General features: G+C 53.4%; 14 protein-coding genes and 1 pseudogene. 13 read left to right on the top strand and 2 right to left on the bottom strand.

What is annotated here, in order from left to right:
* Window positions 1–55 precede the first annotated feature (55 nt).
* The 12 genes and pseudogenes from hglS to HV782_RS11490 all read left to right on the top strand — a co-directional run bounded on the left by hglS (window position 56) and on the right by HV782_RS11490 (window position 13,872).
* On the top strand, window positions 56–1,444 hold the full coding sequence (hglS, locus tag HV782_RS11545) for a 2-oxoadipate dioxygenase/decarboxylase HglS (protein ID WP_128616079.1): 1,389 nt from the start codon (window positions 56–58) through the stop codon (window positions 1,442–1,444).
* A 363-nt stretch (window positions 1,445–1,807) separates the two neighbouring features.
* Window positions 1,808–2,323: an Hcp family type VI secretion system effector gene (locus tag HV782_RS11540; RefSeq protein ID WP_007949952.1), complete on the top strand. Its 516-nt coding sequence runs from the start codon at window positions 1,808–1,810 to the stop codon at window positions 2,321–2,323.
* 131 nt (window positions 2,324–2,454) lie between these two features.
* Window positions 2,455–4,497, top strand: coding sequence for a type VI secretion system Vgr family protein (locus HV782_RS11535; protein ID WP_128616078.1), 2,043 nt, complete (start codon window positions 2,455–2,457; stop codon window positions 4,495–4,497).
* Window positions 4,487–5,227: a DUF4123 domain-containing protein gene (locus HV782_RS11530; protein ID WP_186747332.1), complete on the top strand. Its 741-nt coding sequence runs from the start codon at window positions 4,487–4,489 to the stop codon at window positions 5,225–5,227. The genes HV782_RS11535 and HV782_RS11530 overlap by 11 nt, the downstream gene beginning before the upstream one ends.
* Window positions 5,224–10,086: an RHS repeat-associated core domain-containing protein gene (locus HV782_RS11525; RefSeq protein WP_225931070.1), complete on the top strand. Its 4,863-nt coding sequence runs from the start codon at window positions 5,224–5,226 to the stop codon at window positions 10,084–10,086. Before HV782_RS11530 ends, HV782_RS11525 begins: the two co-directional genes overlap by 4 nt.
* Window positions 10,083–10,502: a hypothetical protein gene (locus HV782_RS11520; protein ID WP_186747330.1), complete on the top strand. Its 420-nt coding sequence runs from the start codon at window positions 10,083–10,085 to the stop codon at window positions 10,500–10,502. Before HV782_RS11525 ends, HV782_RS11520 begins: the two co-directional genes overlap by 4 nt.
* 127 nt (window positions 10,503–10,629) lie before the next feature.
* Window positions 10,630–10,923, top strand: coding sequence for a barstar family protein (locus HV782_RS11515; RefSeq protein WP_367616133.1), 294 nt, complete (start codon window positions 10,630–10,632; stop codon window positions 10,921–10,923).
* A gap of 200 nt (window positions 10,924–11,123) precedes the next feature.
* A pseudogene (locus tag HV782_RS28805) lies at window positions 11,124–11,324 on the top strand (HNH/ENDO VII family nuclease); the annotation flags it as partial.
* An 8-nt stretch (window positions 11,325–11,332) separates the two neighbouring features.
* Entirely contained in the window at window positions 11,333–11,779 is a 447-nt protein-coding gene (locus tag HV782_RS11505; RefSeq protein WP_186747328.1) for an SMI1/KNR4 family protein, read from the top strand.
* A 463-nt stretch (window positions 11,780–12,242) separates the two neighbouring features.
* On the top strand, window positions 12,243–12,713 hold the full coding sequence (locus HV782_RS11500; RefSeq protein ID WP_186747325.1) for a hypothetical protein: 471 nt from the start codon (window positions 12,243–12,245) through the stop codon (window positions 12,711–12,713).
* Between the two features lie 131 nt (window positions 12,714–12,844).
* Entirely contained in the window at window positions 12,845–13,315 is a 471-nt protein-coding gene (locus HV782_RS11495) for a hypothetical protein (RefSeq protein WP_186747323.1), read from the top strand.
* Between the two features lie 59 nt (window positions 13,316–13,374).
* Window positions 13,375–13,872 carry a hypothetical protein gene (locus HV782_RS11490; RefSeq protein ID WP_186747321.1) on the top strand — a complete coding sequence of 166 codons (498 nt, stop codon included), beginning with the start codon at window positions 13,375–13,377 and terminating at the stop codon, window positions 13,870–13,872.
* Between the two features lie 38 nt (window positions 13,873–13,910).
* Here the strand turns inward: HV782_RS11490 and HV782_RS11485 are convergent, their stop codons facing one another.
* Window positions 13,911–14,723 carry a VanW family protein gene (locus HV782_RS11485; RefSeq protein ID WP_186747319.1) on the bottom strand — a complete coding sequence of 271 codons (813 nt, stop codon included), beginning with the start codon at window positions 14,721–14,723 and terminating at the stop codon, window positions 13,911–13,913.
* 224 nt (window positions 14,724–14,947) lie between these two features.
* Here HV782_RS11485 and HV782_RS11480 point away from each other — a divergent pair, with 224 nt between their 5' ends.
* Entirely contained in the window at window positions 14,948–15,745 is a 798-nt protein-coding gene (locus tag HV782_RS11480; protein ID WP_186747409.1) for a glycosyltransferase family 2 protein, read from the top strand.
* A gap of 359 nt (window positions 15,746–16,104) precedes the next feature.
* Here HV782_RS11480 and HV782_RS11475 read toward each other — a convergent pair whose 3' ends face one another.
* Entirely contained in the window at window positions 16,105–16,689 is a 585-nt protein-coding gene (locus HV782_RS11475; RefSeq protein WP_186747316.1) for a hypothetical protein, read from the bottom strand.
* Window positions 16,690–16,757 lie beyond the last annotated feature (68 nt).

Here is a 16,757-nt window from a genome sequence, read left to right as displayed (position 1 = left end):
GAAGGCTGCGATCTTTTCCCTCATCCATTCCGTGACCGTGGCAGGAATTTTTTTCATGACCGTGCAGCCGTTCATCAGCCCCGACCTGATCCGCCAACGCTTCTCCAAAGCGATGTCCGACATGTACCGCAAAGAAGTGCCGCTGTACGGCGCGCTGATGGAACTGGTGGAGCAGACCAATCGCGATGTGCTTGCACGTCAGCCGGACATCGCCCGGCAGCTCAACAGTAGCGGTGAAATCGAACGGCTGGACAGGGAGCGCCATGGCGCCATTCGCGTTGGCACCGCCAGCGAACTGGCCACCCTCGCCCGCCTGTTTGCGGTGATGGGCATGCAACCGGTGGGTTATTACGACCTGACGCCAGCGGGGGTGCCCGTGCATTCCACGGCGTTTCGTGCGGTGCATGAAGAGGCGCTGCAGGTCAGTCCGTTTCGGGTATTTACCTCGTTATTGCGCCTGGAGTTGATTGAGGATCCTGCGTTGCGCGCCTTCGCCGAATCGGTGCTGGCCAAGCGTTCGATCTTCACGGCGGCGGCCTTGCAGTTGATCGAGCTTGCGGAAACCGCCGGTGGCTTGAACGCAACGCAGGCCGAGGAATTTGTCCTGCAGGCTTTGGAGACTTTTCGCTGGCACCACAGTGCCACCGTCAGCGCCGCGCAGTACCAGACGCTGAGCGCCCAGCACCGCTTGATCGCCGATGTGGTGGCGTTTAAAGGTCCGCACATCAATCACCTGACGCCGCGCACCCTGGACATCGACATCGTCCAGGCACAAATGCCGGCGCATGGCATCACGCCCAAAGCGGTGATCGAAGGTCCACCACGGCGGCACTGCCCGATCCTGCTGCGCCAGACCAGTTTCAAGGCGCTGGATGAGCCGATCGCCTTCACCGACCAGCCTGAAACCCGTGGCAGCCACAGCGCGCGCTTCGGCGAAATCGAACAGCGTGGCGCGGCGCTGACACCCAAGGGGCGTGCACTGTACGACCGCTTGTTGAATGCCGCCCGCGATGAACTGGGTGACTTCCCCAACGAAGGCAATGCCGCACGCTACAACGCGCTAATGACCCGGCACTTTGCCGAATTTCCTGACAGCGTCGCGGGCATGCGTGAACAGGGGCTGGCGTACTTTCGTTATTTCCCGACGGCAAAAGGCCTGGCGGCGAGCGGGCTGGGCGAGGTTTCACTGGAGGATTTGCTGCGCGAGGACTATGTGAAAGCGGAGCCGCTGGTGTACGAAGATTTCTTGCCGGTGAGCGCAGCGGGGATTTTTCAGTCGAACCTCGGTGATGCCGCGCAGGCACACTACGGCGAACACTCCAATCGCCAGGCTTTCGAACAGGCGCTGGGGCGTTCGACCCTTGATGAGTTGGGGTTGTATGCCGAGACGCAGCAGCGTTCGCTCGAGGATTGCGAGAAAGCGCTGGCTGTGAAGCTGATCTGAGTACCCGGAAAAATCTTGTGGTGAGAGGGTTTATCCCTTCGCGCCAGAGCGATTCAGCGTAACCCTAACTGCGCAAGAAGTTGCGCACTGACGGGTGATTTTTCGCGGTCGATCTCGCTACAGCCCTTGATCTACAAGGGCTGTGGACGAGTGCGCAAGAAGTTGCGCAGTACTGCGCAACTTCTTGCGCACTTTTGCGCCCCTCCGCTCGTAGAATGCCTCCAAAATCGCCGACCAAAGCGTTTTCACCCAGAGCCTCCGGGGGTCTCGCAAAACCTGGCACGCTCCTTGATAACACTCAGGCACCCACCGGGCGATTTCGCCTCCCGGGCACCTTAAATTATTCCGCAAGGAGAGCACCCCATGGCAACACCAGCGTACATGTCGGTTACCGGCGAAAAACAAGGCCTGATCACTGCCGGCGCTTTCACCGCCGACTCCGTTGGCAACACCTACCAGGAAGGCCACGAAGACCAGGTTATGGTTCAGGCTTTCACCCACGACGTGATCATCCCGCGTGACCCACAATCCGGTCAGCCAACCGGTCAGCGCGTGCACAAGCCAGTTGTGATCACCAAGGTCTACGACAAGGCTTCGCCTCTGCTGCAAGCCGCTCTGACCTCCGGCGAGCGCATGAGCGAAATCGTTATCCAGTGGTACCGTACTTCTGCTCAAGGTACTCAAGAGCACTACTACACCACCAAACTGGAAGACGCGATCATCGTCGCCATCAACAACAAAATGCACAACTGCCAGGATCCAGGCAACGCGCACTTCACCCACCTGGAAGAAGTGCAGTTCACCTACCGTAAAATCACCTGGACCCACGAAGTATCCGGTACTTCGGGTTCCGATGACTGGCGTGCTCCAGTCGTTTAATTACGGCTGATCGTTACAAGCATCGACCAGCCCTGCTGGTCGATGTTGTTTACGCCCCTCCAGAATTTCGCGTACGTTGAGCCGCTTTGCGGTCATCGACGAGCGCCGCTGTACAGCACGAGGAACAAGGGATGTTCGCGCCGGCCAATGAAACCCACTTTGCCCTGACCATCGAAGGGCTCTCTGCCGATTTTCAGGTATTTACCCTGACCGGCCGGGAAGCCATCAGCCAGCCTTTTGTGTTCGAGGTGGAACTGGTCAGTGAGCAGCCGTCGCTGGACCTCGAAACCCTGCTGCACAAACCGGCCTTCCTGCAACTGTCGCCCGATGGCAGCGGCATCCACGGCCAGATCTATCGCGCCGCCCAGGGCGATTCCGGCAAACGCCTGACGCGTTATTCGGTGACCCTGCGCCCGCAACTGTCGTACCTGGCGCATCGCGTCAACCAGCGCATCTTCCAGAACCTCAGCGTGCCGAAAATCATTGGCATGGTCCTCGAAGAGCACGGCATCCAGAGCAACGCCTACGAATTCAAGACCGGTTCGATCTATCCCGAGCGCATCTACTGCGTGCAATACGATGAATCGGACCTGCATTTCATCCAGCGCCTGTGCGAGGAAGAAGGTATTCACTACCACTTCCAGCACAGCGCCACGGCGCACAAGCTCGTCTTCGGCGATGACCAGACGGTGTTCCCGAAACTCAAGCCTGTGACCTACCAGCAAGACTCCGGCATGGTCGCCAGCAACCCGGTGATCAAGCGTTTCGACCTGCGCCTGGAAACCCGCACCAGCCGCACCACCCGCCGCGACTACGACTTCGAAAAACCACGCATCACCCTCGAAAGCGAAAACCGCGGCGACGCCCTGCCCGACCTCGAAGACTACGACTATCCCGGTCGTTTCATCGACCGCGAGCGCGGCAAGCACTTGGCCAAACGCGCCCTCGAACGCCACCGCAGCGACTTTCAGCTCGCCGAAGGCAAGAGCGATCAGCCACTGCTGGTCAGCGGCCATTTCCTCGCCCTGACCGAGCACCCGAAGGCCAAGTGGAACGACCTGTGGCTGCTCACCGAAGTCTTGCATGAAGGTAAGCAACCGCAAGTGCTCGAAGAGTCGGTGACCAGCGACACCACGGCATTGAAAGACGATTTCCATCAGGGCTATCGCAACCGTTTTCAGGCCACCCCGTGGGACGTGCCCAACCGCCCACCGCTGCGCCACCCGAAACCGCGCATCCTCGGCAGCCAGAGCGCCGTGGTCACCGGCCCCAAAGGCGAAGAGATCCATTGCGACCAGTACGGCCGTGTCAAAGTCCAGTTCCACTGGGACCGCGAAGGCCAGGCCGACGACAAGACCAGTTGCTGGCTGCGCGTCTCCAGCGCCTGGGCCGGCGCCCAGTATGGCGGCATCGCCATCCCGCGCATCGGCATGGAAGTGCTGGTCACCTTCCTTGAAGGCGACCCCGATCAACCGCTGATCAGCGGCTGCCTGTACCACAAGGAAAACACCGTCCCGTACGCCCTGCCGGCGAACAAGACCCGCAGCACCTTCAAGACCCTCAGCTCGATGGGCGGTGGCGGCTACAACGAACTGCGCATCGAAGACAAAAAAGGTCAGGAGCAGATCTACCTGCACGCCCAGCGCGACTGGGACGAGAACATCGAGCACGACCAGAAAATCCGCGTCGGCAACGAACGCCACGACACCGTCGAAAAAAACAGCTACACGGAATTCAAGGCCGAAGAACACCACACCGTCTACGCCGACCGTAAAGTCGAAGCCCGCGCCAACGACCACCTCACCGTAGGCGTCAATCAGCACATCAAGATCGGCACCGGCCAGTTCATCGACGCGGGGCAGGAAATCCACCTCAGCAGCGGCATGAAAGTGGTGATGGAAGCAGGCGCAGAACTGACCCTGATCGGCGGCGGCAGCTTCATCAAGATCGACGCCGGCGGCGTGACCCTGAGCGGCCCGGTGATCAACATGAACTCCGGCGGCAGCCCCGGCAGCGGCACCGGCGCCGCCCCGCTAATGCCCGGCATCCTCAAACAAGCCGACGCCGACAAGGCCGGCCAGGTCCTGACCCCGGCCCAGATCAACACCCTCAAACGCAACGCGCCGTTCTGCGAAGAATGCGAAAAATGCAAGGCAGGTGCCTGTGCCATCTGATCGAATTACGCCCAAGGACTGGCTGGCACAACAGCCGCTGCGGAGTGGCGAGCGCTTGTATCTGATCATCAGTGCAGCGAGCGATGCCGAGCCGCTCAAGCCCTTCTATCAGCAAGATGCCGCACCACAACTGCAGCCTATTTGGAGTGGAACGCCTTACGCCGATTGGCTTCCCGTAATGCCGTATCTCGCCGAGATCAGCCCCAATGCCAGTTTTTTGCAATGGATTACTGAAACCGATGCACTGGATTGGGGTTGGCTAGCGGTATCCACCAGCGCGCCGGAAACGGTGCTGGAGCATTTGCGCAGCCTGACCCAGGTAAAAATGCCAGACGCTACTGAAGTGTTTTTCAGGTTCTGGGATGGTCGACATTTTCATCCGATCATCGAAGGGTTAGGTGCTACGGCAGGTGAATTACTGCCGGTTTTCCAACGCTACCTGATTAACGGACAGACGCTCGAAGTCGGCAGAAGAGCAGTACCTCCCGCAAAAGAGTGGCCCTGGTGGGATATTCCCCAAACGCTATTGGATGCTCTCGCGAAGAAGGACCACACCACCGTCGTCGAGAACCTGATGCAGTGGCTATCAGAAGATTGCCCAGAATTGTACTTCGAATTCCCCGAAGCCAACTTGCGCAGAAAGGTTGAGCGCTTCGTGCGCCAGAACCCAAACACAGAAGATATGGCAGAGCGTCTCGCCGCAGAGCTGACAAAGGAAGTCACGTCATGAATACCCCGATTGGTACCCTGGTTCTGCGTGTGCTGGACGCCAAAGCGCCTGACGTGAACCTGATCCTCAAAGACTTCAAAAACTGCCTGAGTGATTACAAGGAATGGGCGGACGGTTTCTGGACTGGCTGGGCGCTGGACGTCGACCAGACCTTCAAGGTCGGCAACGAAGTCAGCATCACCGAACGGAAAACCGAAACAGGTGCGGTAAAGACCTATGCCACTTGCCCGTTGGTAGGTGACTTCACGCTGATTCATATGTTCGAGTCGGCGCGCTTCGTGCCGATTGGCAACACTCCAGTCAAACTGGAACCGGTCACCAAAGGTACCTTTTACGACGACGTTACCGGTCCGGTAATCGAAACCATGATCGGCCCGAGTGGTATCAAAGTGATCGAGGGGGCCAAGAAGGGCCAGACCTATCGCATTACGTTTTTCCCCAACGTATCCCAGAATGACGTCAAAGCGCTCTATAACTCCTATCAAGGCGTTATCAGCAAGCTTGATGGCTGGTTGCAGAGCGAATGGTCGAGCAAGTTTAAGCCGCAATGGGCCAGTTACTCTGCAGCGGATCGCGCCGGACGTTCGGTGATTTTGCTCAAACGCGCCCTGGAGGGGTTTGAAAAGGCTCTGTTGCAGCTTTGGGATGACATCAAAAGCTTGTTCGAGCTACTCGCCAATCCGAGGAAAAATTACGAAAAACTGAAAAAGTACCTGTCGGACGTCGAGATCGACAAACTCTATGCAGCCTCCAAGGAGTCGATTGCTTCAGGGCTGTTGATCCTCAGCGACGAGCCGCTGATGTTCATCTACGTCTCCGCCATTGTTGCTTGGGTCGGCATGCTACCGCCGCAGGTTGTTGTCGACGTGATGACTGCCATCGCCTCGGAATTCCTGATCAACGTACTGGTGGGCATCTGCCTGACAGGTGGCGCCGGACTGGCCGTGAGAGCGGGCACCAAAGTCCTCTCCACCGTCAAATCCGGAGAAGCCATCAAGTATCTTGAAGACCTCGCGTCTACCTTGATGACACTCAGCAACAAACACGCCCTGCCCGCCCATGCGGAAGTGTCGAAACCAATCATCGCCAGCGCCAAGAATGTGCCGATGAAGCCTGCCAAAACCGCAGCGCTGAAAATCGATGAAGCTACCACTGAAGCGCCAAAAGCTGGCTCGCGCAAGGCTGAACCCAAGAGCCAACTAGAGGGACTGTCTCCCACAAAACAACTGCCTAAAACTGCAGATACTCCGAAACAGGAAGTCAAAGACGCCTCTTCGTTCCCAAGGGACAAGAAAAAGAACCAGTCCACTCTGCAACCCAAAGAAAAAGTCGACGACGTTCCTGATCAGTCCAAGACACCCGATGACAAAAGCGCCACTTGCGCGAAGAAGACCTGCACCAACGGCTGCCCGGTCTCGATGGTCACCGGTGAAGAGCTGCTAACCATTACCGACGGTGAACTCGGTGGCCTGCTGCCATTCAGTTGGACTCGACTCTACCGAACCAGCGCGGCTGAAATCGACTGCGGTCTAGGCTATGGCTGGAGCCACGCCCTCGCTCAACGGGTGGCCATCAATGGCGACGAGGTCGTGTGGACCGATCACGAAAACCGGGTCACCACATTTCCCCTGCCCAGCGTACAACGCCCGGCAATCACCAATAGCCTTTCGGAAGCCGCTATCTTCATTGGCGAAGATCCCTCCGAACTCATACTGACTCAGGCCGGCGAAAAGCCGCTGTTCTATCACTTCCGTTTCAACAGTAAAGGCGCGACGCTGATCGCCATCAGCGACAACTACGATAATCGCCTGCAGATCACCCGTGACATCCATGGTCGAATCAAGCGAGTGGATAACGGTGCTGGTCGTGCGCTGCTTGTCCGGTACGACCGCAAGCACATTGTCGCCATCGACTATCAGCAATTCATTCCGGCGGACAATCTCGAAGACGCCTGGAACACCGTTCAGACGCTGACCACCTATGAATACGATGGTCACCATCGGTTGATCAAAGCCACAAACGCTCTGGGAGAGTCCGAGCGTTATGCCTACAACGAGCAAAACGTAATTCTTGAGCGGCAACTCGCCGGGGGCGCAAGCTTTTACTGGGAGTGGGAAAAGGAAGGCAAGTCTGCACGTTGCATCCATCACTGGGCCAGTTTCTCTCAGATGGATGCGCACTATGCGTGGGATGACAAAGGCAGCGTCACCGTTACCAACGCCGATGGCAGCGAAGAGGTTTATACCCACGATGACAAGGCTCGACTCGTCGCCAAAGTTGATCCGGACGGTGCAGAACATCTAAAGGCCTATGACGACAAAGGCCGACTGATCGCCGAAAAAGACCCGATGGGGGCGGTCACGGAATATCAGTACAACGAAGCGGGTCGATTGGTCGCGGTGATCCCACCGGAAGACGCACCGACCACCTACGAGTACTACAACGGGTTTGTCCGTGTGGTAAATCGTGGTGACGCCAAATGGATCTACTGGCGTAACGACCAGGGTGACATCACTGAACAAGTCGACCCGGATGGCAACTCTACGCATTACGCCTATGATCGCCAAGGACGCCTGCTGGAGATCCGCCATCCCGACGGCAGCCGCCACCAACTGGGGTGGAACAACCTCGGCCAATTGCTGGAGGAGCGCCTGCCGGACGGCGGTCAGCGCAAGTACCGCTACGATGCGCTCGGGCGCCAGATCACACGTCAGGCTGAAACGGGTGCAATCACCCACTACCAGTGGGATGCGGCTAACCGTCTGGCACAGATCACCCTGCCCGGCGGCGCTACCCGTGCGTTCACCTACAACCCATACGGCCGCGTCACTGCAGAACGCGACGAACTGGGGCGCGTAACCCGTTACGAGTATGCCGATAACCTGCATCTAGTCAGCCGTCGCATCAACCCGGACGGCAGCCAACTGCGCTATCGCTACGACAACGCACGCCTGCTGCTCACCGACATCGAAAACGAACGCGGCGAACACTATCAGCTGGATTACTACTCGAACGGGCTGATCCAACAGGAAACCGGTTTCGACGGACGCCGCACTGCCTACGAGTACGACCTCAACGGCAAGCTGCTGAAAAAAACCGAATTCGGCGACGATGGCAGTGAGTTGGTGACCGATTATCAGCGCGATGCCTCTGGTCGCCTGCTGGTCAAAACCATGCCCGACGGCGAAGAAATCCATTACAGCTACGATGCGTTGGGTCGCCTGGTAAACGTCGACGACGGCCACTGGCCCCTCGCCTATGAGTACGACGTACAAGATCGCCTGATCACTGAGCACCAAGGCTGGGGCACCACGCGTTACGAGTACGATAGCGTCGGCCAACTAAGCCAATGCCGACTCCCTGATGGCAGTACACTCGATTACCGCCACCTCTCCGGCGGTCGGCTGAGCAGCATCGACCTCAACGGCTCACGCCTGACTACGCACCAGTTCGCCGCTGGCCGTGAACAGCAGCGCCAACAAGGCGTGCTGCTTAGCCAATACCAATACGACGAACAGGGAAGGCTTCAAGCGCACACCGTAGGTCAGCAGGACCGCAATCTGTTCCAGCGCCGCTACGCCTACGATGCAAACGGCAACCTGGCCGGCATCGATGACAGCCGCAAAGGAAACCGCAGCTACCACTATGATCCACTGGATCGTCTGGTCAGCGTTCGCGGCGCCACCCCCGAAACTTTCGCTCATGACCCAGCCGGCAACTTGCTCGGTCAAAACGATCTGCCCACTGCGAACCTCGCCAACGTCAAAGGTAATCGCCTGCTTATGCAAGGCGACCGGCATTACGACTACGACGCCTACGGCAATCTGGCCCGGGAACGCCGTGGTACCGGACAGCAACTGGTCACCGAATACCGCTACGACTGCCAGCATCGCTTGATTGGCGTCACCTTGCCCGGTGGCAGCACCGCAAGCTACAAATACGACGCCTTTGGCCGTCGCATAGAGAAGACTGTCGATGGCCAGACCACCGAGTTTCTCTGGCAAGGTGAACGCCTGATCGCCGAAAGCGCTGAGAATCGCTATCGCACCTACATCTACGAGCCAGGCAGCTTCCGCCCATTGGCGATGCTCGATGGCGAAGGCCCGCTGAAGGCGACGCCGTTCTATTACCAACTCGACCACCTCGGTACACCTCAGGAACTTACCGACTACAGCGGCGAAATCATGTGGTCGGCGAAATACCGTGCCTATGGCAACCTGGCAGCCTTGGACGTCGCCGAAATCGACAACCCTCTGCGCTTCCAGGGTCAGTATTTCGATGCGGAGACGGGGTTACATTACAACCGGCACCGCTACTACAATCCAAGCACCGGGCGTTTTTTGACGCCGGATCCGATCAAGCTTGCGGGTGGGTTGAACAACTATCAGTATGTGCCTAACCCTACGGGTTGGGTGGATCCGTTGGGGTTGATGTGCGAACCGTGCGACGATCCAGATAAAGCGGAGACAAGCAAAACTAGGGAGACACATTATGAAAGCCTTCCTAAACTTCCCGATCATGAGGACGGGTACCTGTATCGCGGAGTTCACAAAGGACACCCTGCAGAAGCCGACGCAATAAATGGAAGAGTAACTCCTGGAAAAATAGAGGGTGACGTTAGTCCAGAAGACCACAACTATGGTGGGGCATCAAGCGAAAGCCCATTTACCTCTTGGACAAGGTCTCCGGACATTGCCAAACAATTTGCAAAAGAAGACGGAATAATACTTCGCCTTAAGGTAGGGGCGCCTAAAGAAGGTGATAAATGGTCATGGCAATATTCCGAAGATCGTTGGGGCGAACAAGAAGTTCTTTTAAAGGGTCCTCGCGAAGGAGATATCGAGGTGTTTAAACCATGACGCTTTTAGACTTTCTCGAACAAAACTTTGACGTACCGAAAAATATTTATGAATCGGTTAAATCCATTTCACACAAAACCGACGGAGAGTTCTCTTTTAAAAATAGCTACACAATAAAAAAAAGCAGCAGCGAATACATAAATGAAGTATCCATACAAAAAAATATAGCTAACAAAGCTAAAAAACCGATGCCCGGTTATCCTGAGCTACTTAGCGAACTAAGAAAAACATCGCCTGAAGCTGTAATCGCCATGCGCTTTCTCGATAGCCAGGATTGGGATGGAAGGGTTTTCTTCAGTGAAAAACAGATATTAAAAGGTGTAATTCTAGGAAAAAAAACAAATAAAACTTGGGAAACGCCTCCCAACTGGGATGGTTCAAAAGAAATGATCGAAAAATACAATTCAGACAATTAAACGTAAACGTGGGACAGACCACGCTTTCTTATTCTGAAGGTGATCTGCACTTTATGAGCTTCAATTTTTCGCTCTGTAAAAGTGGTCCGTCCCTGATTGGTTCACCCCTATTGGAAAGTGGAAGTAAATCAAAATTATAGTTGAGCTTGATGGATTATCCATCTCATCTGAGCAAGAATTCCATAAGCGGATAGCGTCTGCTTTTTCTGCCACTCAATACTATGGAAATAATCTTAATGCGCTTTGGGATCTACTCAGCACCGACGTAGAGCGCCCAATTGAATTAATTTGGATAAACTCAAAACATTCAGAAGAGCTAATGGGTGACTCATATAGAAAAATATTAATCATTCTTGATCGAGTAAAAAATCAAGATGAAAGCTTTGGGCTGTATGAGAAATTCAGTTACCAATTGAAATAGTAAAGGTGTAACCGGGGATGAAGTCACATTTTGTTTTGTCTGAATATGGTCTTCCCCGAACTGCCATCCACCCTCTCGAGTAAAACACGGGACAGACCACGGTTTCTTTTTTTGTATCTATAATCTGCCCTTTGGAAACTCTCCTCTTTCTCGCTATTTAACTTGGTCTGTCCCTGTAACACCTTGGTCCAGATGGGAAATACATAAACCTTCACCACGTTACAGGCGATGAGCCAGGTCCGATGGTAGAGTTAACTGGTACCGTACATAAGAAATACCATAAAGAGCTTCATGGAACGATTGAAGACGGTGATAGCTTCAGAAACAACCCTAAGCTTGAGCTACAGTATGCAAAATTTAGAAAGGCATATTGGAAAGAACGAGCCAAAGACTTTGAGTGAGCAGAACCATGCATAAATACCAAGACTTGATAACGAAACTCGATAACTCCGATGAAGAAACATTTTGGCTCGGCCCCGCCACTGCCGAGCAAATTAAAATACTCGAGAATATTCTAGGCATAAAGCTGCCTGAAGATTTCGTTGACTTCTTGAGTGTATGCGGTGGTGGTGGTGCAGCAGACTCAGAAATATGCGGAATTGAGAATAATGATGCAACTCTAGATAACGGCGGAACTGTAAATTACAGCACCATGTACTGCCGTTCAGAGTTTGAATTACCTAGTCATTTCGCCGTAATTTATTTAAAAGACGACGAAGTATGCTGGGCAATTGATTGCGGCCCCACGGGAAATGGACAGGTCATTAGCTACGATCTGTTTAAGCGCAAACCGTCTAAGAAAATAGCGGAAAACTTCTATTCATTCTTTGAGGAATACGTCGAACTCAGAACTTAACTTTCAACCGTGAGTTATCTAGTAAGCAGTCGAGGCATTCCACATTATATTTTCTAGATGCGTGATGAGGTACCCATTGCAATTTCCGATGTAAAATTTATGAATCCTGCTGATCAGCATCAGACAAAAGGGGACAGATTTATTTTCGACACACTGAAAATAAATCTGTCCCCTTTTCTGCTTGCCCCCTTTTCCACTCAAATAAATCCGTCCCCTTTTCTCGGTTTCTTTTTTTCATCTTTAATCTGCCCTCTAGAAACACTACTCCTTCTCGCTATTTACCGTGATCTGTCCCTGAAACACCGAATAAAAATAAAGCAGGCTCCTATCCTAAAGAATGAGTTCCTGGAGGTAAAACAATGAGCAGCACAAAAGAGGCCGCTCTTATTGGCTCTGAAAAAATCGACCACGGCGCCGACATGAACAAGCTTTTAAGCCAATTTGACGACTGGGAACAACTTCAATGACAACCAACTTTGAAATAGCTTTTAAAAAGAATGAACTCCCTGACTTCTTCAGAGGTAATGGCCAATATTTCACAAGAGACCCCGACTGGGGAACCCAGTTGCATATCATAAATTGGCAAGGACTATGCAGATATTTAAAATCGCTAAAAAGCTCGATCGAAATATTGAGGAATGCTTTTAGCGTATACGTAAACTCGGTTGAGTTTACAAAAAATGACGCCAGCGACCTGCTTGAAAACATTGGCTGCTATTATCGCCTAAGAAATAAACATCCATTCTTGTCAAAAGATGGATTTGATCTTGTACGCGATGCTGCTGATAGTGAGAAACAGAAAATTTCTCATATCATGACCTTTCTGAGAAAAACAATCGAAGCCAACAATGATATTCAAGATCTTGAACTCTATAATCGCCGCATGAGAAAACTCATTGATGACGGCGGCCCAACCAATATAGAGAGCCTCTAATTCTTTAGACGGAACCCACTGTAAAAATGTGACCAAAAAGGGGACAGATTTATTTTCTACAAACTGAAAATAAATCCACCCCCTTTTCTCCGCAGCGTCATTGAAAATCTTGATGACTGGAAAAAAACTCAATGAAAACCACCTTTGAAACGGCTTTAGAACTTCATGAAATATCTGACTTCTTTAAAGGCAATGGGAAATATTTTGCCCGCGGCTCCGATTGGGGAGATCATCTCTTCATTAGCAACTGGCAGGAAATGTGCGGAGTTTTAAAGCATCAAAAAGCAGCACAAAACCTGCTGACAACTTTATTTGAAAAATATGCAGAACACTTAAAAGAAGATTATTCAGATGCAGAAGGCTTGCTTTCAAACATAAGCGCTTACTACACACTTAAAAACAAAATCGCTTTTCTGTCGAACAATAATTACGACTTAATTGAGAGCCTTGACGAAAAAAGCAAAAACAACATAGGAAACTTATTCCGCCTCCTTAGACAGCACTACGACATAAAAAACGAATTCTTGCCAAAATACAAATTCAATGATGAGATCAAGCAATTAAAACTCAAAGGCTGTCTAATTAACCTCGAACACCTTTGAGCAAGATATTTGATGCGACTACCTCACACCACCGTACGTTCGATATTTGACCAGTCCTCATGAATAAACATCAGATCACTCTAGCCAATGGATGGACAGCAACCTTTGATAACAACGGTGAGTTCCGCATGGGAGCCGAAGGCTGGAGCTTGCTCCTGCAAGGGCCTGACGGCAGAAATATCAATTACTTCGCGGACCAGATCATTTTGGTCAACGATGACGACGGCATCCAGGCAAAATCGTGCATTCGTCTATCCAGCGATGGTGTTTACGGTTATTTGAGCACAGCCGTTGATAGCTGCTGGGTGATCGATTTTTCGCGGGGCATGATCGCCCCACACCGAGTGAGCATCCGTCACTTCCATGACATCTACGACGAAAGCGTGGCAGCTTACGAACAACCGGCCTTCAAACGTGCGAGGCAATATATCAGTGTGGTTGGAAGGTACATCTATCTGACCTTCCCGCTGACCAAAGATGAAGACTTCCCCAATATTTGGGAAGAGTATCTGTCGATACGCAAACGCCAACTGGATGAGCTCTATTTCAGGAACTGATCAATGGGCGCCACCGTCAGCGAAGCTGTTTGTGCGCCCTACCCGATCAACTCGTCCATCACGTCGTACTTAACCACCACCCGATTCCGATACAACCTCACCCTCTCCACCAATTCCCCCACCTGTCCCTTCTCCCGCACCTCCCGCCAAATCTCATTCTCCCGGTACACCCGCGCACCCTCCCGCACAAACCGATGCCCTTCCTGAAACACGTGATACCGATACTCCCGTACCTGATCGCACAGCAACTCGCCCTCCAGCTGCGTGTCCCCCACCTTCAACTTCAGCTGAAAGCTCCGATCCGTCGGGTTGTGCAGCACCAGATCAACGTAGTTGTAGAAAATCGCCGCCCCGGACCCGAATGGCAGCACCCGCCCCTCATCCGGAAACGGGTCGAAGCTGTGGTTGGAGCGTTCAACCACCACCAGCGGTGAATGAATGGCCATCCAGTGAATCAGATTGCTCAGTTGGCAAATGCCACCGCCCACCCCGCGTCGAGCTTCGCCGAAGGACAGTTCCATGCCTTCCACATACCCGCGTTCGCGTGTCGGGCGGCCGACGAGGCGGCAGAAGGAGAAGTGTTCGCCGGGGGCGATGATGACGCCGTCGATGGCGGCGACTGCCAGTTTGAGGTTGATGACTTTGTTGTGTTGCAGGACAAGGTCGGAGTCGCCGAGTTTGCGGATGAGTTTCGAGGTGTGTTTGAGGTAGCGAAATGGCAGGCGCTCGGCCTGTGCGCGAAGGCTTGCGTAGCGTTTGCCGGAGCAGCGCCAGGCGATCTGGCGGAACAGTCTTTTTTGCCACACGCGCAGCCAGTACAGGGCCGGGTGATAGAGGGAAAGTGGTTTCATCCGTGATACGTCGGCGCTTGCCGTTGCTTCCTTGAGCCGTTGGGCGCGCATTTTAGCGTGTAACGATCTCCGGCACCCGTGGCATTTCCAGGCAAATCGAACGCTTTCAGACATTCGCCGCGCTCAGGAAATCTGCAAATTAAGGTTCGACTAAGGTTGCGTCGCTACCATCGCGTCTCATGAAACCCCTGTCGCCCCATGAACCGCGGATGAGTCCTTCTGATATGAGAGCGTTCGATTTACCAGCCCGGCCACAAGCGAATTTCAGTCTTGTCTTGGTAAATTACAAAACCCCTGACATCACCAGGATGTGTCTTGAGTTATTGCACCCACATGTCATGGAGCTGCGTATTCCGGTGTGGGTCGTGGACAATGATTCGGCCGATGCCAGTCTTGATTACTTGCGTTCGCTTGACTGGATCAATCTGATCGAACGTCCTTCGCCGGGTAAAGAACCCGGCCACATTGCGCACGGCAAAGCGCTGGATCTGGCGCTGGACAAAGTCGACACCGATTATCTGTTTCTGCTGCACACCGACACCTTTGTCTACGACAAAGAAGTGTTTGCCATGATGATGCGTGAGTGCACAAAAACACCGGACATGGCCGCAGTCGGTTGTGTCGAGCAACTCAATCGCGGAATTGTTCGTGACACCTGGCGTTTAACTTCGCGTTTCTGCAAGCACTATGTTCGTAAAGCGAAAGTGCGTATGGGCCTGCGTTCGAAACAGCCAAGACCTTACAAAGAAACGCATCTGAAAAGTTTCTGCACGTTGTGGAATGTCCGCTTGATGAAGTCTCAAGGCCTGCACTTTTGTATGGATGATCGAGTGCCCGGTTATACCCTGCAGGACCGGATGGTCGACTTGGGTTACGGCATCAAATTCCTCTCGCCGCGCAAGATTTTCAGCTATCTGGATCACATTCAGGCAGGAACCGTTGCCGCGGCGGGTACCTACGGGGAAAACCACCGGCGCACGAAGATGTATCAGGCCACCCTCAAGCGTCTTCAGAGGGCATAAACCAGAAGACGATGCAAGTGAAGGTTAATTTAAGTCCAATAAAAAAGGGCGACTGCAAAGTCGCCCTTTTTGCTTGCAGAAATTGTATACATCCGCTCCGAAGAGGTGTTCGCCCAGTGTAATGGCCTGGCAATCCATGCACCGGTAAAGAGCCCTGACACTGGGCGAACGGGTTGGATTTTAATAGAAGTTGGCGCTTATGTCCTCATACTTCAATGTAAAAATTATGTACGAACAAGTTAACAGATATTTATCGACGATTTCTTGCGTGAAACTTTCGGGATCGCTAAACCCTATTAATAGTATGACTACTCTAATACAAAAACTGTACAAGAGCAGTCATGCCGTAGAGTTAATACTCAACTTTCGTGTTGACTGGTCACTTTTAATATATCGGTGTAAGTGACGATGACGCTCTGCCCTTCTTTCAAATCTTTCAGCTTGGCTTGAATTTCAGGCTTTTTCACGTCGAGGATTTTCGATTGACCTTGCGGGTTTTGCAGGGTCACCTGATTTTTCTTCAAATCAATTTTGGTGATTTTCAGTTGCACCTGAACCTGACGGAACGCTTCACCGCCCGGATTATCGCTGCCCGGGGCGTTGCGCAGCTCGCCGGTATGCTCGACGGTGCCAGGCAGACCTTTATCCACATCGGTGTCGAGGTACGCGGCGACGGAGCGCTGGACTTCAACCTTGACCAGATCGCCGACCTTGAGATTGGCGAGGTTTTTCGCCTTCTCGCTGAGCTGGACATGCACTTGACGACCTTCGGCGCCCTCGAGCACGACCTGGTGTTTGGCAGCATCAACGGAGATCACTTTGGTCGTGACCTGATCCGCTTCGAGGGTGGCAGACAACGGAATATCGGCGGCCAATGCGCCGAAGCTGGTGGCGGACAGTACGGTGGCGAGGGTGATGGCCTTGGCCAGTGTATGAAGCTTCATAGACGATCCTTTCCCTGTGATGAATGGCAGCACCCGGCGTCGAACCGCGTTCGGCGCCGAATGTGCCC

This window comes from Pseudomonas monsensis (assembly GCF_014268495.2).
GTDB lineage: Bacteria > Pseudomonadota > Gammaproteobacteria > Pseudomonadales > Pseudomonadaceae > Aquipseudomonas > Aquipseudomonas monsensis.
The sequence above is the reverse complement of the archived record's forward strand: the minus strand, read 5'-3'. Positions and strand labels throughout refer to the sequence as shown.

Bases quoted from the DNA above. Each gene is read 5' to 3' on its own strand.
- HV782_RS11535 (WP_128616078.1), top strand. From the start codon at position 2,455: ATGTTCGCGCCGGCCAATGAAACCCACTTTGCCCTGACCATCGAAGGG.
- HV782_RS11540 (WP_007949952.1), top strand. From the start codon at position 1,808: ATGGCAACACCAGCGTACATGTCGGTTACCGGCGAAAAACAAGGCCTG.
- HV782_RS11520 (WP_186747330.1), top strand. From the start codon at position 10,083: ATGACGCTTTTAGACTTTCTCGAACAAAACTTTGACGTACCGAAAAAT.
- HV782_RS11475 (WP_186747316.1), bottom strand. From the start codon at position 16,689: ATGAAGCTTCATACACTGGCCAAGGCCATCACCCTCGCCACCGTACTG.
- HV782_RS11485 (WP_186747319.1), bottom strand. From the start codon at position 14,723: ATGAAACCACTTTCCCTCTATCACCCGGCCCTGTACTGGCTGCGCGTG.
- hglS (WP_128616079.1), top strand. From the start codon at position 56: ATGACCGTGCAGCCGTTCATCAGCCCCGACCTGATCCGCCAACGCTTC.
- HV782_RS11495 (WP_186747323.1), top strand. From the start codon at position 12,845: ATGAAAACCACCTTTGAAACGGCTTTAGAACTTCATGAAATATCTGAC.
- HV782_RS11500 (WP_186747325.1), top strand. From the start codon at position 12,243: ATGACAACCAACTTTGAAATAGCTTTTAAAAAGAATGAACTCCCTGAC.
- HV782_RS11490 (WP_186747321.1), top strand. From the start codon at position 13,375: ATGAATAAACATCAGATCACTCTAGCCAATGGATGGACAGCAACCTTT.
- HV782_RS11505 (WP_186747328.1), top strand. From the start codon at position 11,333: ATGCATAAATACCAAGACTTGATAACGAAACTCGATAACTCCGATGAA.
- HV782_RS11525 (WP_225931070.1), top strand. From the start codon at position 5,224: ATGAATACCCCGATTGGTACCCTGGTTCTGCGTGTGCTGGACGCCAAA.
- HV782_RS11480 (WP_186747409.1), top strand. From the start codon at position 14,948: ATGAGAGCGTTCGATTTACCAGCCCGGCCACAAGCGAATTTCAGTCTT.